At 62.7% G+C, this 24,464-nt stretch carries 28 protein-coding genes and 1 tRNA gene; 9 read left to right on the top strand and 20 right to left on the bottom strand.

What is annotated here, in order from left to right; translation table 11 throughout:
• Positions 1 to 5: 5 nt before the first annotated feature.
• Entirely contained in the window at positions 6 to 1,187 is a 1,182-nt protein-coding gene (locus tag NL532_RS02830; RefSeq protein WP_023828838.1) for an HlyD family secretion protein, read from the bottom strand.
• 146 nt (positions 1,188 to 1,333) lie between these two features.
• Here NL532_RS02830 and NL532_RS02825 point away from each other — a divergent pair, with 146 nt between their 5' ends.
• Positions 1,334 to 2,077, top strand: a complete 744-nt coding sequence (locus tag NL532_RS02825) for a TetR/AcrR family transcriptional regulator (protein ID WP_023673241.1) — start codon at positions 1,334 to 1,336, stop codon at positions 2,075 to 2,077.
• A 66-nt stretch (positions 2,078 to 2,143) separates the two neighbouring features.
• Here NL532_RS02825 and yihA read toward each other — a convergent pair whose 3' ends face one another.
• The 6 genes from yihA to rpmH form a co-directional block, all read right to left on the bottom strand.
• The gene (yihA, locus tag NL532_RS02820) at positions 2,144 to 2,803 is read right to left on the bottom strand and encodes a ribosome biogenesis GTP-binding protein YihA/YsxC (RefSeq protein ID WP_023673242.1); all 660 of its coding nucleotides are present in this window, start codon (positions 2,801 to 2,803) and stop codon (positions 2,144 to 2,146) included.
• Positions 2,800 to 3,438: a CatB-related O-acetyltransferase gene (locus NL532_RS02815; RefSeq protein WP_023744902.1), complete on the bottom strand. Its 639-nt coding sequence runs from the start codon at positions 3,436 to 3,438 to the stop codon at positions 2,800 to 2,802. Before NL532_RS02815 ends, yihA begins: the two co-directional genes overlap by 4 nt.
• A 319-nt stretch (positions 3,439 to 3,757) precedes the next feature.
• Positions 3,758 to 4,324 (bottom strand): fasciclin domain-containing protein, encoded by a 567-nt coding sequence (locus NL532_RS02810; RefSeq protein WP_023696020.1) that lies wholly within the window; start codon positions 4,322 to 4,324, stop codon positions 3,758 to 3,760.
• A gap of 340 nt (positions 4,325 to 4,664) precedes the next feature.
• The gene (yidC, locus tag NL532_RS02805) at positions 4,665 to 6,479 is read right to left on the bottom strand and encodes a membrane protein insertase YidC (RefSeq protein ID WP_023828837.1); all 1,815 of its coding nucleotides are present in this window, start codon (positions 6,477 to 6,479) and stop codon (positions 4,665 to 4,667) included.
• Between the two features lie 14 nt (positions 6,480 to 6,493).
• Positions 6,494 to 6,847, bottom strand: a complete 354-nt coding sequence (gene rnpA, locus NL532_RS02800; RefSeq protein ID WP_023672264.1) for a ribonuclease P protein component — start codon at positions 6,845 to 6,847, stop codon at positions 6,494 to 6,496.
• A 16-nt stretch (positions 6,848 to 6,863) separates the two neighbouring features.
• Positions 6,864 to 6,998 carry a 50S ribosomal protein L34 gene (gene rpmH, locus NL532_RS02795; protein ID WP_008833937.1) on the bottom strand — a complete coding sequence of 45 codons (135 nt, stop codon included), beginning with the start codon at positions 6,996 to 6,998 and terminating at the stop codon, positions 6,864 to 6,866.
• A gap of 344 nt (positions 6,999 to 7,342) precedes the next feature.
• Between rpmH and NL532_RS02790 the strand changes: the two genes are divergently transcribed.
• From NL532_RS02790 to NL532_RS32140, 3 genes are all read left to right on the top strand, one after another.
• On the top strand, positions 7,343 to 8,875 hold the full coding sequence (locus NL532_RS02790) for an ATP-binding protein (protein WP_023672265.1): 1,533 nt from the start codon (positions 7,343 to 7,345) through the stop codon (positions 8,873 to 8,875).
• A 195-nt stretch (positions 8,876 to 9,070) separates the two neighbouring features.
• A tRNA-Arg gene (locus NL532_RS02785) sits at positions 9,071 to 9,147 on the top strand.
• Between the two features lie 14 nt (positions 9,148 to 9,161).
• Positions 9,162 to 9,359 (top strand): LysR substrate-binding domain-containing protein, encoded by a 198-nt coding sequence (locus tag NL532_RS32140; protein WP_348524268.1) that lies wholly within the window; start codon positions 9,162 to 9,164, stop codon positions 9,357 to 9,359.
• Positions 9,360 to 9,400: 41 nt separating this feature from the next.
• On the opposite strand, the gene NL532_RS02780 is transcribed toward NL532_RS32140, so the two are convergent.
• Positions 9,401 to 9,943 (bottom strand): autotransporter, encoded by a 543-nt coding sequence (locus tag NL532_RS02780; RefSeq protein WP_023828836.1) that lies wholly within the window; start codon positions 9,941 to 9,943, stop codon positions 9,401 to 9,403.
• A gap of 159 nt (positions 9,944 to 10,102) precedes the next feature.
• Here NL532_RS02780 and NL532_RS02775 point away from each other — a divergent pair, with 159 nt between their 5' ends.
• Positions 10,103 to 10,831, top strand: coding sequence for a GntR family transcriptional regulator (locus NL532_RS02775; RefSeq protein ID WP_031202946.1), 729 nt, complete (start codon positions 10,103 to 10,105; stop codon positions 10,829 to 10,831).
• A gap of 30 nt (positions 10,832 to 10,861) precedes the next feature.
• Here the strand turns inward: NL532_RS02775 and NL532_RS02770 are convergent, their stop codons facing one another.
• Entirely contained in the window at positions 10,862 to 11,752 is an 891-nt protein-coding gene (locus tag NL532_RS02770) for a sigma-70 family RNA polymerase sigma factor (RefSeq protein ID WP_023672268.1), read from the bottom strand.
• 32 nt (positions 11,753 to 11,784) lie between these two features.
• Entirely contained in the window at positions 11,785 to 12,093 is a 309-nt protein-coding gene (locus NL532_RS02765) for a hypothetical protein (RefSeq protein WP_023681378.1), read from the bottom strand.
• A gap of 147 nt (positions 12,094 to 12,240) precedes the next feature.
• On the opposite strand from NL532_RS02765, the gene NL532_RS02760 reads away from it, so the two are divergent.
• Complete coding sequence (locus NL532_RS02760; RefSeq protein WP_023728831.1) at positions 12,241 to 12,606, top strand: VOC family protein; 366 nt, start codon at positions 12,241 to 12,243, stop codon at positions 12,604 to 12,606.
• 53 nt (positions 12,607 to 12,659) lie between these two features.
• Positions 12,660 to 13,508 (top strand): alpha/beta fold hydrolase, encoded by an 849-nt coding sequence (locus NL532_RS02755; protein ID WP_245260738.1) that lies wholly within the window; start codon positions 12,660 to 12,662, stop codon positions 13,506 to 13,508.
• Between the two features lie 84 nt (positions 13,509 to 13,592).
• Here the strand turns inward: NL532_RS02755 and NL532_RS02750 are convergent, their stop codons facing one another.
• The 4 genes from NL532_RS02750 to NL532_RS02735 form a co-directional block, all read right to left on the bottom strand.
• Positions 13,593 to 14,579, bottom strand: a complete 987-nt coding sequence (locus tag NL532_RS02750; RefSeq protein ID WP_023828835.1) for a Gfo/Idh/MocA family protein — start codon at positions 14,577 to 14,579, stop codon at positions 13,593 to 13,595.
• 78 nt (positions 14,580 to 14,657) lie between these two features.
• On the bottom strand, positions 14,658 to 15,233 hold the full coding sequence (locus NL532_RS02745; RefSeq protein WP_023828834.1) for a YceI family protein: 576 nt from the start codon (positions 15,231 to 15,233) through the stop codon (positions 14,658 to 14,660).
• A 68-nt stretch (positions 15,234 to 15,301) separates the two neighbouring features.
• On the bottom strand, positions 15,302 to 15,880 hold the full coding sequence (locus tag NL532_RS02740; RefSeq protein WP_023828833.1) for a cytochrome b: 579 nt from the start codon (positions 15,878 to 15,880) through the stop codon (positions 15,302 to 15,304).
• Between the two features lie 150 nt (positions 15,881 to 16,030).
• A complete protein-coding gene (locus tag NL532_RS02735) occupies positions 16,031 to 16,921 on the bottom strand; it encodes a LysR family transcriptional regulator (RefSeq protein ID WP_023828832.1) in 891 nt (296 codons plus the stop codon).
• Positions 16,922 to 17,017: 96 nt separating this feature from the next.
• Here NL532_RS02735 and NL532_RS02730 point away from each other — a divergent pair, with 96 nt between their 5' ends.
• Positions 17,018 to 18,013, top strand: coding sequence for an aldo/keto reductase (locus NL532_RS02730; RefSeq protein ID WP_023828831.1), 996 nt, complete (start codon positions 17,018 to 17,020; stop codon positions 18,011 to 18,013).
• 61 nt (positions 18,014 to 18,074) lie between these two features.
• Here the strand turns inward: NL532_RS02730 and NL532_RS02725 are convergent, their stop codons facing one another.
• Both NL532_RS02725 and NL532_RS02720 read right to left on the bottom strand, forming a co-directional pair.
• A complete protein-coding gene (locus NL532_RS02725; protein ID WP_031199013.1) occupies positions 18,075 to 18,263 on the bottom strand; it encodes a hypothetical protein in 189 nt (62 codons plus the stop codon).
• Between the two features lie 327 nt (positions 18,264 to 18,590).
• On the bottom strand, positions 18,591 to 19,193 hold the full coding sequence (locus NL532_RS02720) for a nucleotidyltransferase family protein (protein WP_023828830.1): 603 nt from the start codon (positions 19,191 to 19,193) through the stop codon (positions 18,591 to 18,593).
• A gap of 153 nt (positions 19,194 to 19,346) precedes the next feature.
• Between NL532_RS02720 and NL532_RS02715 the strand changes: the two genes are divergently transcribed.
• Entirely contained in the window at positions 19,347 to 19,724 is a 378-nt protein-coding gene (locus NL532_RS02715; RefSeq protein WP_023710419.1) for a helix-turn-helix domain-containing protein, read from the top strand.
• A 105-nt stretch (positions 19,725 to 19,829) separates the two neighbouring features.
• Here NL532_RS02715 and pheT read toward each other — a convergent pair whose 3' ends face one another.
• The 4 genes from pheT to rplT form a co-directional block, all read right to left on the bottom strand.
• The gene (gene pheT, locus NL532_RS02710) at positions 19,830 to 22,238 is read right to left on the bottom strand and encodes a phenylalanine--tRNA ligase subunit beta (protein WP_023828829.1); all 2,409 of its coding nucleotides are present in this window, start codon (positions 22,236 to 22,238) and stop codon (positions 19,830 to 19,832) included.
• Complete coding sequence (locus NL532_RS02705; protein WP_023687441.1) at positions 22,238 to 22,687, bottom strand: GFA family protein; 450 nt, start codon at positions 22,685 to 22,687, stop codon at positions 22,238 to 22,240. The genes pheT and NL532_RS02705 overlap by 1 nt, the downstream gene beginning before the upstream one ends.
• On the bottom strand, positions 22,684 to 23,781 hold the full coding sequence (pheS, locus tag NL532_RS02700; RefSeq protein ID WP_023696008.1) for a phenylalanine--tRNA ligase subunit alpha: 1,098 nt from the start codon (positions 23,779 to 23,781) through the stop codon (positions 22,684 to 22,686). The genes NL532_RS02705 and pheS overlap by 4 nt, the downstream gene beginning before the upstream one ends.
• A gap of 251 nt (positions 23,782 to 24,032) precedes the next feature.
• Entirely contained in the window at positions 24,033 to 24,434 is a 402-nt protein-coding gene (gene rplT / locus NL532_RS02695) for a 50S ribosomal protein L20 (RefSeq protein ID WP_023672281.1), read from the bottom strand.
• Positions 24,435 to 24,464: the final 30 nt, after the last annotated feature.

Raw genomic sequence — 24,464 nt, 5'->3', positions numbered from 1 at the left:
GCCGCTCAGTTCGCCGCGGCCGGAGCCGTGCGGCTGTCGACGGCGACGACGACGCTCAGGCCGGCGCGCAGCCTGCCGGCCTTCAGCACATCGGCCGGCACGTCGATGCGAACCGGGATGCGCTGCACCACCTTGGTGAAGTTGCCGGTGGCATTTTCCGGCGGCAGCAGCGAGAACACCGCACCCGAAGCCGGCGCCAGCGACGACACCGTGCCTTCGAAATCATGGCCGTCCGTGGCGTCCACCGAGACCCGCACCTTCTCGCCGGGCACCAGCTTGGCCAGCTGCGTCTCCTTGAAGTTGGCAACGATGTAGAGCTTGTCCAGCGGCACCACGACGGCGAGCTTCTGGCCGGGGCTGACGAGGTCGCCCTGCTCGACCGAGCGGTTGCCGACGACGCCGTCATAAGGCGCCTTGAGCACGGTGAAGGAAAGATCGCGGGCGGCCTTGTCGCGGTTCAGCCGCAGCGAAGCCAGCGTGCTGGCCGATTCGGCGCGCTGCGCTTCGAACACGCCGATATTGGCCTGTGCGGCTGCAATCTGCGCGTCGGCGCCGACAAGGGCTGCATTGGCCTGGTCGAGAGCGGTCTGGGCGTCGTCCAGTTGCGCCTGCGTGCCGACATGCGTCTTGACCAGTTGCGCGGCGCGCTGCTGGGCACGAGCGGCATTGTCGGCTGCCGCCTGGTCGGCGACCTTCTGCGCCTGCGCCTGTTGCAGCGAAGCGTGCGCCGCCTTGGTCTGCGCGTCGATACGGTCGAGCGTCTTGGCCAGCGTGGCGATCTGCGCCTCCGCTTGGGCAACGGCTATTCTGTAGTCGCCGTCGTCGATCGTCAGCAGCGGATCGCCGGCCTTGACCTGCTGGTTCTCCGAGACCTTGACTTGATCGACATAGCCGGAAATCTTCGGCGAGACGAACGACATGTCGGCCTGGACATAGGCATCGTCGGTCGAGATCAGGAACCGACCGTCGGTCCAGTAATTATAGCCATACCAGGCGCCGGCGCTGAGCAGAGCGAGGCCGATGATCGGCAGCATGAACGAGCGAGCCGACCGCTTCTTCTTGGCCGGCACCTCGGCCAAAACTTCGGCGGCAGGCTTGATGGGCGCTTCCGGCGCTTCGATAACCGGCGAGACCTTGGCGTTGGGAAAGGGGCGGACTTCGGCGGTGGTTGGCGTGTTCGAGGACATGATATCTCGCTACCGTAGCTACATAAGGAAAATGTGTTATACTGAACCGTTCGGTTCGATGCGAACGTTGACATAGCGCTAAAGCAGGCCCATATCAAGAGCAATCGAACCGCTCGGTTCGAATTATTTCGCGAGGTGTGACTTTAATGGCCGACACGTTACCCGACGTCGAAAATGATCGGTGCGATGTGCTGGATAGTGCGCGTCGCGGCCGCCCGGCGGCGGGCCAGGATCCCGTCAAGCGCAGCCAGATCATTGAGGGCGCGCGGCGCGTGTTCATCGACAAGGGCTTCGAAGCGGCGTCGATGAACGACATTACCCGCGAGGCCGGCGTCTCCAAGGGCACGATCTATGTCTACTTCGCCAACAAGGAAGAGCTGTTCGAGGCGCTGATCGAGGAAGAGCGCGGCACCATCTTCAAGAACATGTACGACATGCTCGACCGCGCCGACGATCTGCGCCAGACGCTGGTGAAATTCGGCAAGGTGCTGTCGATGAAGATCACCTCGGCCAAGGTCATCCAGGCGCAACGCACCGTGATCGGCGCCTCCGACAGGATACCGGACATGGGCGCGCGGTTTTACGAACGTGGCCCCAAACGCGGCCACGACAAGGTGGTCAAGTTCCTCAATGCAGCCATCGAACGCGGCCTGCTCAAGATCGATGATGTCGATCTTGCCGCCTATCAATTCACCGAACTGTGCCTCGCCGGCCTGTTTCGCCAGTGCATCTTCGCCTACCGCACCACGGCGCCGAGCCAGGATGAAATCGACCACATCGTGCGGTCGGGCGTCAGCCTGTTCCTGAAGTCCTACGGCACCGAAAAGCTTGCCGAGGAAGAAAGCCATCAGATGATCGCGCTTGAGGCGAAGTCCAAGGCAAAGGCCTAGTTAGCCAAAGGTCTTTTTTCGCAACTCCGGACGGAAAACCGCTTCACACTTTTCCCGGAGTTGCTTTTAACCGCCATTGGCCGCCAGCACGATCGCCGCGCGCAGTTCGTCCAGACCCTCGCCCTTTTCCGACGACGTGGCGAGCACGAACGGAAACGCCGCCGGCCGCTTCTTGATCTTCAGTAATGTCTCTTCGATCAGCTGCGGCACGCCGGCGGCCTTGATCTTGTCGGTCTTGGTCAGCACGATCTGGTAGGACACCGCCGCCTTGTCGAGCAGCGACAGCACTTCGTCGTCCTTGGCTTTGATGCCATGGCGGGAATCGATCAGCACATAGACCCGCTTCAGCGTCACGCGGCCCTTGAGATAGTCGAAGACCAGCTTGGTCCAATCGTCCACCTTTTCCTTCGGCGCGCTGGCATAGCCGTAGCCCGGCATGTCGACCAGCGCCATTGGCGGCAGGTCGGTGCCTTCGCCGGAAAACCCGCCCGGCACGAAATAGTTGAGCTCCTGCGTGCGCCCCGGCGTGTTGGAGGTGCGCGCCAGCCCGTTATGGCCGACGAGCGCATTGATCAGCGACGACTTGCCGACATTGGAGCGGCCGGCAAAGGCGATCTCAGGCGGCCCCTCCGGCGGCAGGAACTTCATCGCCGGCACGCCGCGGATGAAGATCCACCCCTTGGTGAACAGGTCGGTGCCGATGACGGTGTTGCCCAGCGCGTTCAAATTGCTGCCTCCAGCCTCGAAATATCGGCGCCCCGGATGGCGTTGAGGTTGCGGCCGATCTTGTCCACCGGCCAATTCCACCACGCCACAGCCAGCAACCGCCGCACCGTCCTGTCGTCGAAACGCATCTTCACCACCTTTGCCGCATTGCCGGCGACGATCGCATAGTCCGGCACGTCATGCGTCACCACCGATTTCGCCGCCACGATGGCGCCGTTGCCGACCGACACGCCGGGCATGATCACCGCATCCATGCCGATCCATACATCATTGCCGACCACCGTGTCGCCGCGCACTTCCTGCGACCACGTCTTCGGGTCGAAGCCTTGCTCCCAGCCATGGCCGAAAATGTTGAACGGATAGGTGGAAAAGCCGGACATGGCATGGTTGGCGCCGTTCATGATGAAGCGCGCGCCCTCCGCGATGGCGCAGAACTTGCCGATGATCAGCTTGTCGCCGATGAAGGGATAATGATGCAGCACGCATCGCTCGGCGAATTTGTCCGGTCCGTCAGGATCGTCATAGTAGGTGAACTCGCCGATCTCGATATTCGGTGCGGTGACCAGGGGCTTGAGGAAGCCGACGCGGGTGTGCATCGGGATCGGGTGTTTGATGTCTGGGTTGGGTCCGTCCATGGCGAGATCCGTCGAGAGTGGCGCAAATTAAAGCCGCCATTCTAGATGGCGTGATCCGCCCTATAGCACCAATCGCCCGATGAGCGAGCCCTGCTGGGCTTCGATGTTCAGTTCGTGCCGCGGCAGATCACGATCAGGTCGACCGCCGCCGTCGGCTAAGGCGCCCTGAAACCCAAAAAAACGGGGCCCTGCGAAGGACAAGCAGGACCCCGGTGGTGTCGAAGACGGCTTCAAAAGAATGGCACCTCCTCGTGAGGTGGGGAAGGCAGACCGAGAAAGCCCGTCGCAGCCCGCCGTCATTCCCCGTTGCGTAAAGCCGTTACTTCGGCAACAGCACCTTGTTGACGACGTGGATGACGCCGTTCGACTGGTTGACGTCGGCGACCGTCACCTTGGCGGCGCCGCCGGACTCGTCGACGATGTAGAGCGAGCCGCCCTTGACCTCGGCGATCAGCGTGTCGCCGCTAACGGTCTTCATCTCATACTTGCCGCCCATCGCCTTGGCCTTGGTCATCATCTCCTTGGCCGAGATCTTGCCGGCCACGACATGGGCGGTCAGGATCTTGGTCAGCTTGTCCTTGTTTTCGGGCTTCACCAGCGTGGCGACGGTGCCGGCCGGAAGTTTCTTGAAGGCGGAATCGGTCGGCGCAAACACCGTGAAGGGTCCCGCGCTTTCCAGCGTGTCGACCAGGCCGGCGGCCTTGACGGCGGCAACCAGCGTCTTGTGAATCGGCGAGTTGAGGGCGTTCTCGACGATGTTCTTGGAGGTCAGCATCGCAGCGCCGCCAACGGCGGGATTGGCGAGCGTATAGGCCGTCGTCGCTGCGAGGCCCGATAGAGCCAGGCCGGCGGAAAAGCATAATGCCTTGAGGATGGACTTTGCCATTGGAGAACCCTTCTGGTGCGACAATTGTTGATTCGATTGTCGGGAAGAGTTACGCGGCGATTGCGGGAAAGTTTCGGTGCAGCGTAAAAAATGATAATGATAACAAATACTTAAAGGCGAATGCCCATTCCACGCGCCGCATCCCCGCGATGGACATGACGGGGTCACGGATCAAAAACAACGGTCTTCGGATTAGGGCTGATCGGTGTTGATCGGCCTTGGCGGTACAAGCAGCAGCCACGCCGGTTGCACGCCGCAAGTTTCGCGCCTCACGGGAACGTGATGAGCGCCTCGTCCACAAAAAACACCGGACGAGCCGGGGCTTTGATTGCCACGCCGTTTATTCAGCCGGCGAGGGTTTCTTTCGGAACAATGCCGTCAGATTGTCCCACAATTCGATCTTGGCGCCCTGGCGCTTCATGATCACGCCCTGCTGCAGGATCGACAGCGTGTTGTTCCAGGCCCAGTAGATGACGAGACCGGCCGGGAAGCTGCCCATCATGAAGGTGAAGATCACCGGCATCCAGGTGAAGATCTGCGCCTGCGTCGGATCCGGCGGCGTCGGGTTCATGCGCATCTGCAGGAACATGGTGATGCCCATGACCACCGCCCAGGCGCCCATATGCGGCAGGAATGCCGGCGGCGCGAAGGGCAGCAGGCCGAACAGGTTGAAGACCGAGGTCGGATCGGGCGCGGCCAGATCCTGGACCCAGCCGAAGAACGGCGCGTGCCGCATCTCGATGGTGATGTAGAGCACCTTGTAGAGCGAGAAGAACACCGGGATCTGCAGCGCCACCGGCCAGCAGCCGGCGAGCGGATTGATCTTCTCGGTCTTGTACAGCTCCATCATCGCCTGTTGCTGCTTCATCTTGTCGTCCGCGTATTTCTCGCGGATCTCGAGCATCTTGGGCTGCACCTTCTTCATGTTCGCCATCGACGCATAGGATTTGTTGGCGAGCGGGAAGAAGAGGGTTTTGACGACGACGGTGGTGGCAAGGATGGCCAGACCGAAATTGCCGAAGAATTTGTACAGCGTGTCGATCAGGTAGAACATCGGCTTGGTGATCCAGATGAACCATCCCCAATCGATCAGCCGGTCGAACAGCCTGATCTGGCGGTCCTGGGCGTAGGCGTTGATCTTGTTGACTTCCTTGGCGCCGGCGAAGATCTCGGTCTCGACCGTCGCCGACTGCCCGGCGGCAATGGTGATCGGGTCGGTGAGGAAGTCCGACTGGTAGCGCGGGCGGCCATTGTCGTAATAGGCATAGTGCGGCTGGAACGGCTGCTTCTCGGTCGGCACCAGGGTAACCGCCCAATATTTGTCGGTGATGCCAAGCCAGCCATCGGTCGATTTGCTCGGCGTATAGAGCTTGTTCTTCTCGATGTCGGCGTATTTGTGCTCCTGCAGGCCTTCCGTGCCGGTGACGCCGATCAGCCCTTCATGCAGCACATAGGAGCTGGCGACGGCCGGCTTGTCGAAACGGATGACCCGGCCGTAATTGGACAGCGTGACCGGGGCCGAGCCTGAATTCTGCACCGCATCGGAAACGGTGAACATGTAGTCGCCGTCGACGGAGATCGTGCGCTTGAAGGTCAGGCCCTTGTCGTTGGTGAAGGTCAGCGTCACTGGCGTCGCCGGCGTCAGAGTCGCATTGCCGTCGACGCTCCAGACCGTTTCCGGGCCTGGCACCGTGCCGGTCGTGTCACTGCCGACAAAGCCGATCTCGGCATAATAGCCGGTGGGCAGCGCCTGCGGATTGAGCAGCTGGATCTGCGGCGATGTCTTGTCGACCGTCTCGGTGTAGTGCTTGAGCTTTAGGTCGTCGAGGCGGGCGCCGGTGAGGTTGATCGAGCCCGACAGGCTCGGCGTGTCGATGTTGACGCGGGCCGTCTTGGCCACTTCCTGCGCGCGGCCTTCCGGCGTCGTGACATAGGTGCCGGGCGCGTTTGGAATGGCGCCGGGCGCTGCGGGCGCCGGCGTGCCGCCGGGGTTGGCGGCCTCGGCCGCCTTCTTCTGCTCCGCCGCCCGCTGCTCTTCGATGCGGGCCGCCTCGCGCTGCTGTTCGCTGCGCGGCAGCACATAGAAATATTGCCACAGCCCGAGGATCAGCACCGACAAGACGATGGTGATGTAGAAGTTCCGGTTGTTTTCCATCGAAAGCCCTTGGCCTATCGTGTTCCGCTGAGACGGCGGGAGAGTTCGGCCTTCAACTGGCCGAACGGAATGGTGAGCACGTCTTCACGCCCGACGATGACATAGTCATTGCCGGGCGCCATGTCACTTGCGGCATGGGTGCGCACGGCTTCTTTCAGCCGCCGCCTGACGCGGTTGCGGACAACCGCATTGCCGACCTTCTTGGTGACGGTGAAGCCGACGCGCGGCGGCAGGCCGTCATTGCGGTCGAGAACTTCGACGAGAAAAAGCCGCCCGCGCCGCTTTTCACCGCGGCGGACGGCCAGGAATTCCGCACGTTTCAGAAGCCGCTTGGGGTTTGGTCCCACTGGCTTGCCGGTTGCGGGCAACGATCTCGTCTTCCGTTCAGGCGCTGAGCCGCTTGCGGCCGCGGTTGCGGCGAGCTGCGACGACGCCGCGACCACCCTTGGTGGCCATGCGAGCACGGAAACCGTGCCGGCGCTTGCGGACGAGTTTGGACGGTTGGTAGGTACGCTTCATTTGTTTTAATACCGCGGGGTGCGGCCCTTCTTGATTCTGTCACTGTGTAACAGGAGCTTTGCCGGGCCGGCATTGGCGCGATCGAAACCGCGCCGGGACGAATGGCCCGAGCGTGAGCGGCTTATAGAAAGAAGGGTTTTGGGAGTCAATCCGGCGCGAACGCCAGTTCGTCGCAGTGCGAACTGCCAGTTCGTCACGACGCGACACCCCGTTCGTCGCGGCGCGAACACCCAGTTCGAGGCTATCTTTATTGCTGGTACCATCGTCCAACGAAGGATGAAATTGGCAAAAAAGCCGCAATCGCCTAATCTCAACCGATCAAGCGTTTGTGAAGACAGGCCTTAATGAGCGAAGTTGCATCAGCGGATGAAGGGAGCGGCCCGGCGACAGCCGATGCCAGCCCGGCGACCGTTCGCCCGGTTGCGAGCCGTTCGGTGCCCAATCGTTCAGTGCCCTTGGCGCGCGGCCTGTCGACCAAGCTGCTCTTGCTCACCATTGTCTTCGTGCTCCTGGCCGAAGTCCTCATTTTCCTGCCCTGGATCGCCAGCTACCGCCTGGCCTGGCTGAAGGAGCGGCTAAGCACCGCTGCCGCGGTGTCGATCGTGCTGGTGCAGGGCGAGCCCAATTCGCTCTCCCGCGCCGCCCAGAACGACGTGCTGATGGCAATCGGCGCCAAGGCGATCGCGGTGCGCGACGGCGGCGTATCGCGCCTGCTGGTGGTGGCCGAGATGCCGCCGCAGGTCGACGAGCATATCGACATCGCCAATGTCGGCATGATCAAGGGCATGACCGGGGCGCTGGATACGCTGTTCTTCGGCGGCAAGCGCATGCTGCGGGTGTTCGGCCCCGTCGGCGACAGCGACAAGGAATTCGAGCTGATCATGCCCGACTATTCCCTGCGCAACGCCATGCTGCGCTATTCGCGCAACGTCGCCTTCGTCTCGCTGCTGATCTCGCTGTTCACCGCAATGCTGGTCTATGCCGCGATCGACCTGATCATGATCGGCCCGATCCGCACCATGACGCGCTCGATGCTGTCCTTTTCCGAGGCGCCCGACGATCCAGGGCGCATCATCCACCCGGCCGCCCGTGCCGACGAGATCGGCGTTGCCGAGCGCGAACTGTCGCAGATGCAGGAACGGCTGCAAAAGATGCTGTCGGAGCAGAAGCACCTTGCCGACCTTGGCCTCGCCGTCTCCAAGATCAACCACGACATGCGCAACATCCTGGCCTCGGCGCAGCTGATGTCGGACCGCCTGCGCCTGGTCAAGGACCCGACCGTGCAGGCCTTCGCGCCAAAGCTGTTGCGCGCGCTCGACCGCGCCGTCTCCTATTCCGAAGGCGTGCTCCACTATGGCCGCACGCAGGAGCCGGCGCCCTCACGCCGCCGCTTGCGGCTGCGCCAGCTGGTCGACGACGTCCACGGCCTGCTCGACATCGAGGACGGCATCGAATTCGTCAATGCCGTCGAGCTCGCCTTCGAGGTCGATGCCGATTCCGACCAGCTGTTTCGCGTGCTCACCAATCTGTGTCGCAACGCGGTCCAGGCGATGGCGGCCGACGCCGAGAGCGCGCTGGTGCGCCGGCTCGCCGTATCGGCCGAGCGCATAGGCAGCGTAAGCCGCATCATTGTCACCGACACCGGTCCCGGCCTGCCGGCGAAGGCGCGAGAAAACCTGTTCGCGGCGTTTCGCGGCTCGGCCCGCAGCGGCGGCACCGGCCTTGGCCTGGCCATCGCGCATGAACTGATCCGCGCCCATGGCGGCACGGTGGAGCTGGTCGAATCGATCGGCGGACGCACCACCTTCGCCGTCACCATCCCCGACCAGCCGGTCCGCCTCGACCAGGCCCGCAACGGCCTGCGCCGCCCGGCCTGAGCAGTATTGATATTCAGCCGAAGCCGGACTTTAGCTGAATCTCAGCACACCTTGATCGACACCGTCGAAAGCAGCTGCGACAAAACTTTTGCCGGATTGGCTTGCTTTTCGGAAATTCAGTCGCTAGGGAACACGTCTTGTCGCGGCCGGTCGTCAGGATCGGTTAGCGGGGCTATGTAAAGCATGGCCTGTTGCGCGCCCGTAGCTCAGCTGGATAGAGCACCAGACTACGAATCTGGGGGTCAGGAGTTCGAATCTCTTCGGGCGCGCCATTTCCGCCGAAACTGTGATTTCCTGCGATCCGCTAGCCGGTCTTGGGCTCACATATGAAGAGCAGGTCGCGGAACACGTTGCCGAGCACCGCCTCATTCGAGTGCTGGAGAACTGGACCCCGCCTATTCTAGGCTTCTTCATGTATTACCCCAGTCGCCAGCATCAGCCTGCCGCACTAACTGCGCTAATCAACGCGCTGCGGTGTTCTTGAAATGGGCCGGTATGCGGCGACCGTTATTCCGCTTTCCCGGATCAGGGCCCAATAGGCCTCGCCCCAGCCAGATACCGCTCATTGTCAAACGGCTCGGCGTGGGTGCTGTCCGGGCTCCACATGTGGCGGTGGGTCTCGGTAAGATTGCCGAGATAGACATGCAGGGCGCCTGAGCGGGCGTTGCCGGTGTTGGCGACCGCGTGCACAGTATCAGGGGTCATGTGCACCACCGCGGGCGCCGCGACGTCGTGGCGTTCCGGCGCATCGATCTCGCTGCCGTCGACGGGATAGATGAAGTTGGTCTCGCTGCCCTTGTAGATGCCGATCAGCGCATCCATCAGATGGTTGTGCGGCGGGTACTGCAGGCCGGGCGACAGCGTGATGTGGTAGATGGTCAAGTCAGGGCTGGCATGCAGCAGCACCTCATCGTCGTCTTCCTCATGCGCGAGCACGCCTGATGCATGGAAGCGGTCGGTGTGTTCGCGCAGCACCGCCTTGACCCGTTCGAAGGCATGAGCACCTTTGGCTGCGTTGACGATATCGGAGGTTACGGCGTAAAGAGGCGAGTTGGCGGCAAGAGGCATTTGTCGTCATCTCCATTGGGAAGCTCAACCAATACAACTGAGATGCTCAGGCTAGCGAATGCCGGCAGACCCGTCAACCGGATGGTCGAACGGGCAAGCAGACTACGCGGGCAGACCACGCGGGCAGACCAAACGGGCAGACCAAACGGGCAGGCAGATATGGCTCCTCCGAAATCAGTGTCACCGTCCGCCGTCAAGGCGCCGTCGACCGCCGACATATTGCGCAGCGAGGAAGCTTATGAGCAGCTGAAGAGCGACATCGTCGCCTGCGTCCTGCAACCCGGCGAAAGCCTGACCGAAAAGCAGATCGGCGACCGCTACCAGATCAGGAAGGCGACGATCCGCTCGGCTTTGGCCCGCCTGACGCAGGAAGGGCTGATCAAGAGCGAGCCGCGCCGCGGCTATGTCATCGCACCGCTTAGCCTGCGCGACGTCAACGAGATCTTCGACCTCCGCAGCCTGATCGAACCGGAAGTGTTCCGGGTGGCCGCGGCAAACCTCACCGAACGCGGGCTCGACGACATCAGGCTGGCGGCGCAGAAGGTGCTGAAGCCGGAGACGCTGCGCAGCCATGTCGCCTTTCTGGCGGCCGACCGCGCCTTTCGCCTGGCCCTGGCTGAACTCTCCGGCAATCTGCGGCTGGTTCGCCTGCTCGACCAAACGCTCGACCAGTCGGAGCGTGTCCTCCATCTCGGCTTCAAATCGCGCGACTTCACGCAAGCGATCATCGGCCAGCAGAAGGAGTTGGTGCTTGCCTGCGAGCTGGCCGAAGTCTCGGCCATCGCAAAGCTTGCCCGCTCGCAGTGCCTGTCGCTCAAGAAGCAGGTGCTCGAGGCCTTGCTCGCCGGCTCCAAGCTGCAGGACGCCAATTTGCAAAGCTTCGCCTGAGGCGCGAAGTCCGCGCTCTCTGGCCGATGCTTACTCGTCGATGAAGCGGATGTCCGCATCGGCAAGGCAATAGGGCGCGTAGCGGAAATCGCGGATATGGCTGACCTTTCCATCCTGCCAGTCGACCAGCATGAAGCCGCGCACGGCGTCATCTCCCGTTTGCGGGTTGCGGATCAGGATGGCCGGCCTGCGGTCGACGAAGCCGAGCGACAGCGCCCAGTCCTGGACACGGTCGTAATTGCCGAAATAGTTGGAAACCTGCGCCTTGCCGCGCATGCGGGTGCGGTTGACGACTTCAAGCTGGATATCCTCGGCGATCAACGCGCGCACGGCGTCGAAGTCGCGCGCGTTGAACAGGTCGACATAGCGGCGCAGGCGCCGCTCGTCGTCGGCGTCGAGCTTTGGGGCAGGCGCCTGCTCGTCCTGTGACGCCAGCAGGCGCAGCTGCGACCGCCCGCGATGCAGCGCTGCCTTGGTCGCGGCCAGCGTCGCGCCGGACACTTCGCAGGTTTCGTGCAGGCTGAGGCCAAGCACGTCGACAAGGATCACGGCGCTGCGCTGCACTGTTGCCAGCTGCATGAAGCTTCGCAGGCTGGCGGCGGTGGCGAGCCTCGCATCGGCGCTTGCGGAGGGGTCTTCGATCGTCGTCATGTCGGTCTCGCTCATGCGCGCCTGCTCCCGCTGGCGCCGGCGCAGATGATCCTGCGCGGCATTGTGGGCTATGCGGAACAGCCATTGCTCCGGACGCCCAACGGTGGCGTCGCCGTCGATGGCCTGCAGTGCCTTGATCAGTGTCTCCTGGACGATGTCCTCGCCATCGATCACCGAGCCGGCCATGCGGGCGCAGTAGCGGTGCAGCTTCGGTCGCAAGGCGCCGAGCATCGCCTCCAGGGCAACGCGGTCGAGTTTTGCTGTGTTCATCCTGTCCGTTCCCAAAATGCCGGTCTTTGCATTCAAGCCGGCACGACCTCGCCGGCCAGCATACGATAATTGCCGACGATCTTTGCCGGCGATCTGGCAAGCGGCGTCGAGCGGCGCCCGGCATGATCGGCGCTGAAGGCCTTGAAGGCCGCGAGCCCCGTCAGGCCGTCGCCATCCTGGCTGACAAGATGGATGAACTCGCCATTCTCCAGTTCCAGGACGAGGTAGCGCACGGATTGCGGCTTCGTGTCGTCGAGTGCCTCGAACACCTGTGCAACCAGCATACGGTTCTCGGCGATGCTTTCGTCCTTCACGCCGTAGCGGATGAGATTGTAGCCCATTGTCGTCTCCTGTTTTTCAACTCTGCACAGAGAAGACGTTTCGCGGCCTCGAAAAGATTCGTCGCCCGGCGAATCTTTTCGATCGTCCGGATCGTCTTTCCCGTGGACGGCTGCGCGGCAGCCATCGAGGAGCAGGAGAGACCCATCATGCACATCCAGTTTGCCGAATTGCCGGTGTTCGACCAGGACCGCGCCAAGGCCTTCTACACCGGCCATCTTGCTTGCCAGGTGTCGGCGGACCAGCTGATGGGCGACAGCGGCTGGCGCTGGATCGAGCTGACATTTCCCGGCGCCGTCACCAATTTGCATTTCGTCAAACGCCCCGATGACACGCCGGGCACTGAGCCCGTGCTGGTGCTCGTTGATGGCGATGTCGAGGCAACGGTCGCGGGCCTGAAGGCGCGCGGCGTCGAAATCATCACCGAGCCGCAGGAAGCGACTTGGCAGCCGGGCCGCACGGTCGCCGAATTCCGCGACAGCGAGGGCAACCGCATGGTTGTCGCCAGCAAATGATCGGACCCGGCGCAAAGCCGAACTTTGACATGAGAACAACAGGAGAGATGGACATGACCCCCCAAACGTCGACGCTGAAAGTACCGGGCGCCAGCCTCTATTATGAGATGCGCGGTTCCGGCCCCGTACTGTTGATAATCCCCGGCGGACCGCAGGACGCCGGCGTCTTCGCCGATGTCGCGGGCCACCTCGCCGACCGCTACACGGTGGTCGCCTATGATCCGCGCGGCAATTCGCGCAGCACCTTCGACGGAGAGCCGCAAGAGCAGGACCTCGATGTCCATGGCGACGATGCCGCGCGATTGATCGAGGCGCTTGGCGCCGGACCGGCCTATGTGTTCGGCACCAGCGGCGGCGCCCAGATCGGGCTCAACCTCGCCGCCCGCCATCCCGGCCGGGTTCGTGCACTGGTGGCGCATGAGCCGCCCAGCATGATGCTGCTCGACGACCCGTCGCCGTCACTGGCCGGCATGCGCGACCTGCACGACACCTATCGCAGCCAGGGTGTCGAGGCGGCGATGCAGAAATTCTTCAGCGAGAACAGCCTGTCGGAAGGGCCGGGTCAGGATGAAGCCGGGCCGCAGGACGGACCGCCTTCGTTCGAACCGTCGCCCGAGGAGGGCGAGACCTTTGCCAGGGTCAGCGGCAATTTCGAATACTGGCTGGCGCATGGCGTCATGCCGCTGTCGCTCTATCGTCCCGATATCGAGGCGCTGCGCGGCCGCCCGGTCGTGGTCGGCATCGGCGAAGAGTCCGTCGGCCAGCCGATCGACGGCATGGGCAAGGCGCTGGCCGACAGGCTCGGCAGCAAGCGCGCCGCCTTCCCCGGCGACCACATGGGCTTTGCGCCCTATCCCGACCGCTTCGCCGAGACCTTGCACCTGACGCTCAGAGGCGCGTGAGATCGTCAGTTCAATAGGAAAGGGCGTCCGCATGCACAATGCGGACGCCCTTCTCCCATGAAATTACCGGCTAAGATTGCTGTATCAGACGGCCTCCCAGCCTTCCTTGCCGCCGGCGCGGAAGATGGCGTCGATGACCTTCTGGTTGAGCACGGACTCCTCCAGCGTGAAGACACGCTCCTTGCCACCCTGTGCCGCCCTGGCAAACGTCTCGACCTCGCGCCGGTATTGCTGGGTGCCGGGAAAGCGGAACACCTGCGCCTCCGTATGGTTCTGGTTGTGCAGTTCGATGCGGTGATGGTCGTAGAGCCCGGCATTGAACGGCGAGAACACCTCGATGAAACCCTTCTCGCCGTGAAACACCATCACCTGCCGCGCTGCCATCTGCGTCGAGAGGTAGAAGGACAGTTCGAAGTCGCCGAAATCGGCGCGGATCGAGGAGTAGATGTCGGTGCCGAATTTTTTGTCGCGCTCGATCGTCGCCTGCACGCGGAGCGGCTCCTTGCCGGTTGAAAACCGCGTCGACACCGTCGGATAGACGCCGATATCAGGCAGCGCGCCGCCGCCCAGATCGAGCTGGTTGCGCATGTTGGTGGGATCGACATTGTAATAGGAGAAGGCGCCCTGCACATGGCGCAGCCGGCCGATGGCGCCATAGGCGATGAGATCGCGCACCTTGATCCATTGCGGGTGGTAGATGACCATGAAGGCCTCGCAGGCCAGCACCTTCTTCTGGTCGCGCAGCTTGATCAGCGGCGCGATGTCCTTGGCGTCGAGCGCCAGCGGCTTCTCCACCAGCACATGTTTTCCCGCTTCGATGGCCTTGGCCGTCCATTCGACATGCTGCGATGTCGGCAGCGGGATGTAGACGCCGTCGACGTCTTTCGAAGCCAGCAGCTCCTCATAGGAGCCAAAGGCATGCTGGGCGCCGAACCGCTCGCCCAGGGCCTCGGCCTTCGACAGGTCGCGGCTGGCGATCGCGGACAAAACGCCATTCTCGGCCTCGACGATTGCCGGCAACAATTGCTCGCGGCCGATCTTGGCCGTCGACAAAACACCCCATCGGAACATCAGGCTTCTCCTATCGATTTACAGGCGAGGAGGTTTGCCCGAAATTGCGGGAAAAGCCAATGCGGATCGCTGGTCCTGCTAGCCTCGCTTGCCCGTCAGCGTCATGTCGAAATCGACAATATTCGAATAGATCGGCGTGCCGACATCCATGCCGTAGCGGGAGCGCAGCACCTTGCCGGTGACGTGGAATTTGATGACGCCGCCCTTCAGCCCGCCGAGCTCGGCAGTGAACTTTTCCGCAAACGTCTTGCCGCGCGCCGTCAGCCGGCCGCTGACCAGCGCCGTGGTGTCGCTGGTTCGGGTTACGCTGGTCGAGCGGAACTGGATTTCGGGGCTGTTGGCCACGTCGAACACCGCATCGGAGCGCAGGAAGGCGTCGATGCGGCCCTGGCCGGTGCCGACGCTTTCGGGATAGATGGTGAAGTTGACCGCGGAACGGCCGACATCGCTGTTGTCGATGCGGATGGAGCCCTTGAAGCGGCCAAAGGCGCCGTCGAGGCCGCCGCCACCGACCTTGCCGATGGAGAAGCGAATGCTGGATCTGGCCCGGTTGACCGTGTAGCTGCCGGCGGCGTCGCCGAGGTCCACAGCGGCGGAGACAGGCATGGCAAGGCAAGCGGCAACAGCCGCCAATCCGAAGATGCGCGCATACATGGGTTTTGTCCTTCTGGGGCAGGCGAAGTGTTGCGCCCTCACTCCAATGAACGAATGCGCGGCGCGCGCTATTCCATGTCCTGATCTGACGAAGGCGTGATCATGCGCGTGAGCACGCTGTCGCGCAGCCAGAAATGATGCCGCAGCGCCGCCAGCGCATGCAGCGCAACCAAGGCAATGCCGGCATAGGCGAGATACCAGTGTGCTACCGCCCAGAAGTTTTCCGCCTCGTCGGACACGCCGAGCGGCAGGTTCGGCATCACGAAAAGGTTGAACGGCATGCTGGGGATCTCCAGCATCGACACCGAAACCAGTGCCCAGCCGGACAGCGGCAGCGCGAGCTGGAAGCCATAAAGCGCCAGATGCGCCAGCGGCGCCGTCCGACGCTCCAGGCCTCCGACCGAGGCCGGCAAGGCCGGGGCCGCATTGCCGAGCCGCCAGGCAATGCGCAGGATAAGGAGGCCGAGCAGCAGGAAGCCGAAGGATTTGTGCAGCTGGATCAGCTCGAAGGCGGTGCGCTGGCTGGTCAACCGCACCATGATGAAGCCGAGCATGAACTGGCCCATGAACAGGATGCCGATCAGCCAGTGGAGGACGATCGCCGCCCAGCCGTAGCGGGTTGAGTTGTTGGTGATGGATGCCGGCATGGTTGGTGAACGAATGGCAGATGGGCTTTCTTCCACCCTCCCCCTTGTGGGGAGGGTCGGCGCGAAGCGACGGGGTGGGGGTGTCGCCCTACGAAGACCCCCACCCCGATCCGCTACGCGGATCGGCCCTCCCCACAAGGGGGAGGGTGGCTAACCACTCACCTTGAAGAAATCCACAAACGCCCGCAGCGCCGGGCGCATCTGGCGGCGGCTGGGGTAGTAGACGAAGAAGCCGTCGAAGGGCGGACACCAGTCTTCCAGCACGTGGATCAAGCGGCCGTCAGCGAGCGGTGCGCGCACATAATCGTCGAAGACGAAGGCGAGCCCTGCGCCGTCGACCGCTGCCTGGGCGATCAGATGGTCTTCGTCGAGGATCAGCGGCCCTTGCGCCGCGATCTCGATCTCTTCGCCATCCTTCTCGAATTCCCAGCGGTAAAGAATGCCGCTGGAAAAACGGAAGCGGATGCAGCGGTGGTCGGCAAGATCGCGCGGATGACGGGGTCTTGGCATGGTCGCGAAATAGGATGGCGCGCCGACCACGGCGCCGCGAAGGTCCGGTCCGATGCGCACCGCGATCATGTCGCGCTGCAGGCTCTCACCGAGCCGCACGCCGGCATCGAAGCCGCCTTCGACGACGTCGGTGAAGCGATCCTCGATGACGATTTCCAGCACGATGTCGGGATAGGCCGCGGCAAAGCCGCCGAGCCTGGGCGTCAATGCCAGGTGGGCCGCGGTGCGCGGCACGGTCAGCCGCAGGTTGCCGGCCGGCCGGTCGCGCGCCTCAATCGCCGTTTCCAGCGCCAGATCGATCTCGGACAGCGCCGGCCGCAGCCGTTCGAGCAACTGCGCGCCCTCTTCCGTTGGCGCTACGCTGCGGGTGCTGCGCGCCAAAAGCCGCACGCCGAGCCGCGCCTCCAGGCTGGACACGGCATGGCTCACTGCCGAGGGCGCGATGGCCAGTTCGCGCGCCGCGCCACGAAAACTGCCGCATTGGGCGACTGTTGCCAGTACAGCCAGTTGAGAAAGATGCGCTCGGTTCATTGCTCTATTTTATAGAACAGCCCGTGCGAATGACAGCCGATTATCGAACGTAAAGCCAGGCGCTATCTCCCTTTCATCGCAACAAGGAGACGCGCCATGAAAACCCGCAAACTTGGTACTGAACTCGAAGTCTTCCCCGTCGGCCTCGGCTGCATGGGCATGAGCTTCGCCTATGGCGGTCAGGCAGAGGTTGACGCAATCGCCACGCTGCGCCGCGCTGTCGAGATCGGCGTGACGTTTTTCGACACCGCCGAAGTCTATGGTCCCTTTGAGAACGAGATCCTTCTCGGCAAGGCGTTGAAGCCGGTGCGCGACAAGGTGACGATCGCGACCAAATTCGGCTTCAAGATTTCCGAGGAAGGCTCGGGCCTCGGGCGCATGGTCGGCGTCGACAGCCGTCCCGAGCACGTCAAAGCGGTGGCGGAAGCCTCGCTGAAGCGGCTCGATACCGATGTCATCGACCTCTACTACCAGCATCGTGTCGATCCCAACGTGCCGATCGAGGACACGGTCGGCGCCATGGCCGAACTGGTGCGCGACGGCAAGGTACGGGCGCTGGGCCTGTCGGAGGTCAGTGCCGCCACCATCCGCCGGGCGCACGCCGTGCATCCGATTGCTGCCGTGCAGAGCGAATACTCGCTGTGGAGCCGCGACCCCGAAGACGAGGTGTTAGATCTCTGCCGCGAACTCGGCATCGGCTTTGTCCCCTACAGCCCGCTCGGCCGCGGCCTGCTTACCGGCACCATCGCCAAGCCCGAGGCCCTGAGCGACGACGACTGGCGCCGCACCTTGCCCCGCTTCCAGGCCGACGCCATGGCGGCCAATGCCAAGGTGATCGCCACGCTGGAAAAGCTGGCGACGGAAAAAGGCGTCACCTCGGCGCAACTGGCGCTGGCCTGGGTGCTGCACCAGGGCGACTTCATCGTGCCGATCCCCGGCGCGCGGAAAATCCGCCATCTCGAGCAGAACACGGCGGCGGCCGGGATCGAGCTGAGTGCGGCCGAAGTGGCGGCGATCGGCGATGCTCTGTCGCCGGACAAGGTGGTGGGTAAGCGGTACACCGAGGAATTGCTGGCGCTGGTGAATGGGTGAGTTTGCAGCAATAGCCAGATCAAAAGGGGCTGAACCATGCGGCTCAGCCCCTTGTCTTCAGCTAGGCGTACTGAATGAGAACCCAGGTAACTGCCTTTCCCTTGTACGGAGGGAAAGTATTGCCCTTCGCAAAGGGTCCAGTGGTGGAGTCGCGAGGATCGTCCACCTTCCAGACGCCGCTCTCGGGGCAGGTTTCTCCGGTACGCTTCTTGGTGCCAAGCGGCACCTTGGTCAGGCCATAAACGCTCATTACTTTGTCCTTCCATTGTGGACAACAAAGCCGAGGGTTGACGCGGCGAATCAGCCGTGATTCAGTGATCACGTCTTTAATCGAGACCGGCCCAGCTCCCTCGACGGGTTAATTGCTGGGTCTGACCAAAGGTCGGCCGCAGACTGCAATCTGTGGTCGACCCATTCTTTTAGCCAGCCCTCAAAAAGAAACACGATTCTGCATTTGAGTCCATCTGGCGCAACGATATTTTGTGGCCTCCACACTGATGGACACATTATCTTGTGGATTTGGTCGATGACCGCTTGAAAATTGCAGCGAATCGACACCTTCGACCTTTGTGAAAAATCACCAAGGTACAACCGATATCTCTGGCCAGGTATCCTTGGCACGCCTGCCCTTGGCCTCATGCGTCTGCTGGTTGTCCATCACCCGGTTCGGCGTGATGCGAAACGAGAAGATATCGTCGAGCCCAAACGGCGCCACCAGTTCAAGCTGCCCATCCGCGTCGTAGCGAACGCCAACCGCGTGAGTCCTCGAGGCGAAAAAGCGGAGCGCGTGGCTGGAGCTGGTATAGCGCGGGCAGGGCCGGCCGAATTTCTGCGGATACCACAGATGCACCCGCGCCTGGTTGCGCACCTCGACCGGTAGCGGCAGGCCGGCGAAGACCGTAGCGGTGCGGGCAATCACACCGTCCTCGGCCTCGTAGGACAGGTCGCTGTCATCGAAGTAGAAAAGATCAACATCCTTGATGCCGTAGCCCGATGGCTTGCCGGTCAGATGGTTCCAGACGGAATTATAGAGCGCGCCTGAAACCACCAGCCAATCCGGCAGGTCAAGCGAGCGTGCCTGCGCCAGCGCGTCGCGAACCAGTGGATCCGCCGACACGATGGCGAGAAGCGCTTCGCGTTGTGCTTCGAACGAGAACCCGGAATAGCGCAGATGATCCATCACCCTTTGGAGGGCGATTCGCTGTCGATCCGCAATCCGGACACTTGAGATCTTATCTCATTGCGGAGTCAGAATTCGTACTGAGTATGAAGAAAACTCTTGCGTACTCAGTACGCAACTGATACTCCGTGCCACGAAAATGGAGATTCCAATATGACACCGGAACAGTTCAAGGCTTGGCGCAAGGATCTCGGGCTATCGCAAGAAGCTGCAGCCGCAGTTCTCGGCGTCTCACGTGGTTCCATCGAAAATTACGAGCGCGGTAGCAGGCGCGAGGATCAACGCCCCGTCGAGATACCTACCAACGTCGTTCGGCTTGCGGTGCTCATCGCATACCGAAAGGATATCAACGCCCGGATCGAGGTCCTCGAACGGCAAGTTGAATTGCTTGAAACAGGGCATTTGAAAACAAGAGAAAGCACTATCGAGCATCCCGAATGGCGCGACACCACACAAACAGATATTGAGCACGCCCAGGAACACATCAGGACGTATCAAGGTATTCTGTCGAGGCTGGACGTGACCGCGTAGGAGCCCGCGCGGTTTTACGACCTGAGCTTCCGTTTCAATCCGGCCTTGCCCTAGCAAATCAACTCCCAGTAGGAGGGCGATTCGCCACCCCTGCCGGCAATCCCTTTACGTCCTCAGCACGCCGCCCGTTTGCTTGCCAACATTGTCGACGATGCGCTTGGCCAGCGCCTCGAAATCCTCGTCGGTGAGCGTCTTTTCAACCGGCTGGATAGATACTTCGATGGCAACCGACTTCTTGGCGGTCCCGAGAGATGCCCCCTCGAACACATCGAACACCGAAACGCCGGTGACCAGCTTCTTGTCGGCGGCGAGCGCCGCGCGCACCAGCGCGCCGGCCTCCACCGTCTTGTCGACGACGAAAGCAAAGTCGCGCTTCACCGCCTGGAAGGCGGACAGCTCCAGCTTTGGCTTGGTTTTCGTCGGCTTGGCCTTCGGCTCGGGCACGGCGTCGATATAGACCTCGAAACCGCAGATCGGTCCGGAAACGTCCAACCCCTCCAGCGTCTTCGGGTGGAACTCGCCGAAGGTGCCGAGCACTGTCTTCGGGCCGAGCTTGATCGTGCCGGAGCGGCCGGGATGATACCAGGCCGGACCGCCTGGCTCGATCTGCAGCCTGTCGACCGGCGCGCCGCAGGCTTCCAGCGCTGCAATCGCGTCGGCTTTGGCGTCGAACACGCCGACCGGACCGGAATTGCCGGCCCAACTGCGGCCGGAACCGTCGAGCTTGGCGGTGCCGCGGCGCACACCGGCGGCAACGCGCCGCTGCTGGTCGGGGCCGTCGCCCTCATAGGTACCGGAGACCTCGAACAGCGCGATATCGCCGATGCCCTTGTCGGCATTGCGCTGCGCGGCGACGATCAGGCCGGGCAACAGCGAGGGCCGCATATCGGACATGTCGGCTGCAATCGGATTGGCGAGCTTCAGCGCCGTCTGGCCGCCGCCGAACAGTTCGGCGTGTTTGGCCGGGATGAACGACCAGGTGAGAACCTCCAGCATGCCCCGCACGGCGAGCGAGCGCTTGGCAGTGCGGGTGCGAACCTGCAGCGTCGTCAGTATCTTGGAGTTGACCGCGTCATGCGAGCCGAGCGGCTGCGGCGCGATGTTGTCGACGCCGTGGATGCGCATCACTTCCTCGACCAGGTCGGCCTTGCCGTCGACGTCAGGACGCCAGGACGGCACAGCGACATCGACGACGTCGCCCGAGCCTGACGGCTTGAAGCCGAGGCGGGTCAGGATGTCGAGGCTTTCCGCCTTCGGCACCTCGATGCCGGTCAGCCGCTTCACTTCCGAGATCGGGAAGGAAACGATCTTCGGCTTGTAGCCGGCATAGCCGACCACCTCCGTCTCGGTCGGCTCTCCGCCGCAGAACTCCAGCACCAGCTTTGTCGCCAGCTCGACGCCGGGCACCATGAATTCCGGGTCGACGCCACGCTCGAAACGGTAACGGGCATCGGTGATGATGCCGAGCGTACGGCCGGTGCGGGCCGTGGTGATCGGATCCCAAAGAGCGGATTCGATCAGCACGTCCGTGGTGTTCTCGTCGCAGCCGGAATGCTCGCCGCCCATGACACCGGCGATCGATTCGACGCCATTGTCGTCGGCGATCACGCACATCTGCGGCGTCAGCGTGTATTCGCGCCCGTCAAGCGCCAGCACCTTCTCGCCGTCGCGTGCGCGGCGCACGACGAGATTGCCGGCGACCTTCTTGGCATCGAACACATGCAGCGGCCGGCCACGGTCGAAGGTGACGTAGTTGGTGATGTCGACCAGCGCGCTGATCGGGCGCAAGCCGATGGCGATCAGCCTTTGCTGCAGCCATTTCGGCGACGGCCCGTTCTTCACGCCTTTCACCAGGCGCAGCGCGAAACCGGGGCAGAGCTCAGGCGCCTCGATGGTCACCTTGACCGGCGTTTCACCTTTGCCAAGGACCGCTTCGACCGGCGCGGTCTTGAGCCGGCCAAGCCCGCTTGCCGCCAGGTCCCGGGCGACGCCGTAAATGCTGGTCGCATCCGGCCGGTTCGGCGTCAGATTGATCTCGATCACCGGATCGTCGAGATGCGCGTAAGCCGCGAAGCTGGTGCCGACAGGCGCATCGGCCGGCAGGTCGATAATGCCATTGTGCTCATCCGACAGCTCCAGCTCGCGCTCGGAACACATCATGCCATGGCTCTCGACGCCGCGGATCTTGCCGACGGTCAGCGTCACGTCGATACCGGGCACATAGGCGCCGGGCGCGGCGAAGGCGCCGATCAGGCCGGCGCGGGCATTCGGCGCACCGCACACCACCTGGACAGGGGCTGCGCCATTGCCGGTGTCGACGGTCAGCACCCGCAGCCGGTCGGCGTCGGGATGCTGCACCGCCGTCAGCACCTTGGCGATGACGAACGGCTTCAGGCCGGCCTTGTCGTCGACATGCTCGACTTCGAGGCCGATCGAGGTCAGCCTCTCGACGATCTCGTCGAGCGTGGCGTCGGTGTCGAGATGATCCTTGAGCCAGGAAAGGGTGAGTTTCATCACTGTGTTCCGTTTTGTCTGTACCCGCCCGGACCTTGTCCATCGGGTCTGGGCACGCTTGTCTTCAAATGGCGCGGCAAGTCGTCGGGCATATGCAGGAAAGGCAGTTGCTCGCGCACATAGGCATGGTGCGTCGGCCGGAAACAGGCCGGCATGTCCATGGCGCCGAGCATGAAGTAGATGTGGTCTTCCAACCGCTCATCGACATAGGCGATCGGCGAACCGCAAATGCCGCAGAACGAGCGTGTAACCGGGCCGTTCTCGTACATTTTCAGCGCCTTGCCGGTGAAAGCCACCTGCTCGGTAAGGAAGCCGACAAAGGCCGACACCGGCGCGCCGCTGGCGCGCCGGCAATCGCCGCAATGGCAATAGCTGACATGGTGCGGTTCGACCGAGGCCTCGAACCGTACCGCGCCGCAGCGGCAGCCACCGGCGTGCGGCGCCGTCATGCGGAAAGACCTCCGAACAGCGTCGGCATGTCGAGCGGCCGGAAACCGTAATGCGACAGCCAGCGCACATCGGCGTCGAAGAAGGCGCGCAGGTCCGGCATGCCGTATTTCAGCATGGCGATGCGGTCGATTCCCATGCCCCAGGCAAAGCCCTGATATTCGTCGGGATCGAGCCCGCCGGCGCGAAGCACATTGGGGTGGACCATGCCGCAGCCGAGGATCTCCATCCAGTCGGAGCCTTCGCCGAAGCGCACTTCGCCGGGCCGCGAGCGGTCGCATTGGATGTCGACCTCGAGGCTTGGCTCGGTGAACGGGAAGAACGACGGCCGGAAGCGCATCTTGACCTGCGGCACCTCGAAGAAAGCCTTGCAGAATTCTTCCAGCACCCACTTCATGTTGGCGACATTGGCCGATTTGTCGATCACCAGCCCCTCGACCTGATGGAACATCGGCGAGTGGGTAGCGTCGGAATCCTGCCGGTAGGTCTTGCCGGGAATGACGATGCGGATCGGCGGCTTCTGCTTCTCCATGGTGCGGATCTGTACCGGCGAGGTGTGCGTGCGCAACAGCTTGCGCTCGCCCTTTTCGTCCGGCTGGAAAAAGAAGGTATCGTGCATCTCGCGCGCCGGATGCCCTTCGGGGAAATTCAGCGCGGTGAAATTGTAATAGTCGCTCTCGACATCGGGACCTTCTGCGATGGCAAAGCCGAGATCGCCGAAGATCGCCGCGATCTCGTCGATGACCTGGCTGATCGGATGGATGCGGCCGCGCTCGGCCGGCGATTGCCGCACCGGCAGCGTCACGTCGACCGTCTCGGCGGCAAGGCGCGCCGTGACCGCCACATCCTTCAGCTCGGCCTTGCGTGTCGTCAGCGCTTCGGTGACGCGGTTCTTCAGGCCGTTGATCGCGGGGCCCTTGACCTGGCGCTCCTCGGCGCTCATCGCGCCCAGTGTCTTCAGCAATTCCGAGATCGACCCCTTCTTGCCGAGAGCCGCGACGCGCACGGCTTCGATAGCAGCCTCATCGGCGGCCGACGCGACGTCGGCAAGCAGGGAGTTTTCGAGAGTATCCAAGCCGGTAGCTATGTCGTTCACGGTCAAACTCGCTGTGTTGGGAGTCAACTTTGAGGTGAAAGTCACTTTCAAGTTGAAAGTTCAGCCATAAGAAAAACCCGCGCCAGCCGTGCCAGCGCGGGTTCCCCAATCAGAATTGCGAATGCTGGGAAGCGCTGGGCTCGGAGCCCGATCCCGAAAAGTTGCAGACTTTTCGGAAAGATCGCGCTCCTCGCTAAATTTCCCTGAGCATGATGTTGTCCAAAAAGTCAGCAACTTTTTGGCATCATGCTCTAGGCGACAGCGCTTTCAAAAGCATTCGGGGTGGTGTTCTTCAGATATTCGAGCGCGACCTTGGCCTTGGCCACGAGTGCGGCGAACGCCTGCGGTTCATGGATGGCCATGTCGGACAGGATCTTGCGATCGATCTCGATACCGGACTTGTTGAGGCCGTCGATGAAGCGGCCATAGGTCAGGCCATGCTCGTGCGTCGCGGCGTTGATGCGCTGGATCCACAGCGCGCGGAACGAGCGCTTGCGGTTCTTGCGGTCGCGATACGCATACTGCATCGACTTTTCGACCGCCTGCTTGGCGATGCGAATGGTGTTCTTGCGGCGGCCGTAGAAGCCTTTCGCGGCTTTCAGGACCTTCTTGTGCTTGGCGTGCGAGGTGACGCCTCTTTTTACGCGTGCCATGTCATGATCTCCTTAAACGCTGTTCCTGAA

Source organism: Mesorhizobium sp. C120A, from assembly GCF_030323105.1.
In the GTDB taxonomy this organism is placed as follows: Bacteria; Pseudomonadota; Alphaproteobacteria; order Rhizobiales; family Rhizobiaceae; genus Mesorhizobium.
The sequence above is the reverse complement of the archived record's forward strand: the minus strand, read 5'-3'. Positions and strand labels throughout refer to the sequence as shown.

Coding starts and splice junctions, on each gene's coding strand:
- pheT (WP_023828829.1), bottom strand. CDS start 22,238: ATGAAACTCACCCTTTCCTGGCTCAAGGATCATCTCGACACCGACGCC.
- NL532_RS02830 (WP_023828838.1), bottom strand. CDS start 1,187: ATGTCCTCGAACACGCCAACCACCGCCGAAGTCCGCCCCTTTCCCAAC.
- NL532_RS02715 (WP_023710419.1), top strand. CDS start 19,347: ATGACACCGGAACAGTTCAAGGCTTGGCGCAAGGATCTCGGGCTATCG.
- NL532_RS02780 (WP_023828836.1), bottom strand. CDS start 9,943: ATGCCTCTTGCCGCCAACTCGCCTCTTTACGCCGTAACCTCCGATATC.
- NL532_RS02755 (WP_245260738.1), top strand. CDS start 12,660: ATGACCCCCCAAACGTCGACGCTGAAAGTACCGGGCGCCAGCCTCTAT.
- NL532_RS02705 (WP_023687441.1), bottom strand. CDS start 22,687: ATGACGGCGCCGCACGCCGGTGGCTGCCGCTGCGGCGCGGTACGGTTC.
- NL532_RS02740 (WP_023828833.1), bottom strand. CDS start 15,880: ATGCCGGCATCCATCACCAACAACTCAACCCGCTACGGCTGGGCGGCG.
- NL532_RS02765 (WP_023681378.1), bottom strand. CDS start 12,093: ATGGGCTACAATCTCATCCGCTACGGCGTGAAGGACGAAAGCATCGCC.
- NL532_RS02735 (WP_023828832.1), bottom strand. CDS start 16,921: ATGAACCGAGCGCATCTTTCTCAACTGGCTGTACTGGCAACAGTCGCC.
- NL532_RS02825 (WP_023673241.1), top strand. CDS start 1,334: ATGGCCGACACGTTACCCGACGTCGAAAATGATCGGTGCGATGTGCTG.
- NL532_RS02750 (WP_023828835.1), bottom strand. CDS start 14,579: ATGTTCCGATGGGGTGTTTTGTCGACGGCCAAGATCGGCCGCGAGCAA.
- NL532_RS02760 (WP_023728831.1), top strand. CDS start 12,241: ATGCACATCCAGTTTGCCGAATTGCCGGTGTTCGACCAGGACCGCGCC.
- NL532_RS02775 (WP_031202946.1), top strand. CDS start 10,103: ATGGCTCCTCCGAAATCAGTGTCACCGTCCGCCGTCAAGGCGCCGTCG.
- rplT (WP_023672281.1), bottom strand. CDS start 24,434: ATGGCACGCGTAAAAAGAGGCGTCACCTCGCACGCCAAGCACAAGAAG.
- yidC (WP_023828837.1), bottom strand. CDS start 6,479: ATGGAAAACAACCGGAACTTCTACATCACCATCGTCTTGTCGGTGCTG.
- NL532_RS02725 (WP_031199013.1), bottom strand. CDS start 18,263: ATGAGCGTTTATGGCCTGACCAAGGTGCCGCTTGGCACCAAGAAGCGT.
- NL532_RS02810 (WP_023696020.1), bottom strand. CDS start 4,324: ATGGCAAAGTCCATCCTCAAGGCATTATGCTTTTCCGCCGGCCTGGCT.
- NL532_RS02730 (WP_023828831.1), top strand. CDS start 17,018: ATGAAAACCCGCAAACTTGGTACTGAACTCGAAGTCTTCCCCGTCGGC.
- NL532_RS02770 (WP_023672268.1), bottom strand. CDS start 11,752: ATGAACACAGCAAAACTCGACCGCGTTGCCCTGGAGGCGATGCTCGGC.
- rpmH (WP_008833937.1), bottom strand. CDS start 6,998: ATGAAGCGTACCTACCAACCGTCCAAACTCGTCCGCAAGCGCCGGCAC.
- NL532_RS02815 (WP_023744902.1), bottom strand. CDS start 3,438: ATGGACGGACCCAACCCAGACATCAAACACCCGATCCCGATGCACACC.
- NL532_RS02790 (WP_023672265.1), top strand. CDS start 7,343: ATGAGCGAAGTTGCATCAGCGGATGAAGGGAGCGGCCCGGCGACAGCC.
- NL532_RS02745 (WP_023828834.1), bottom strand. CDS start 15,233: ATGTATGCGCGCATCTTCGGATTGGCGGCTGTTGCCGCTTGCCTTGCC.
- NL532_RS02720 (WP_023828830.1), bottom strand. CDS start 19,193: ATGGATCATCTGCGCTATTCCGGGTTCTCGTTCGAAGCACAACGCGAA.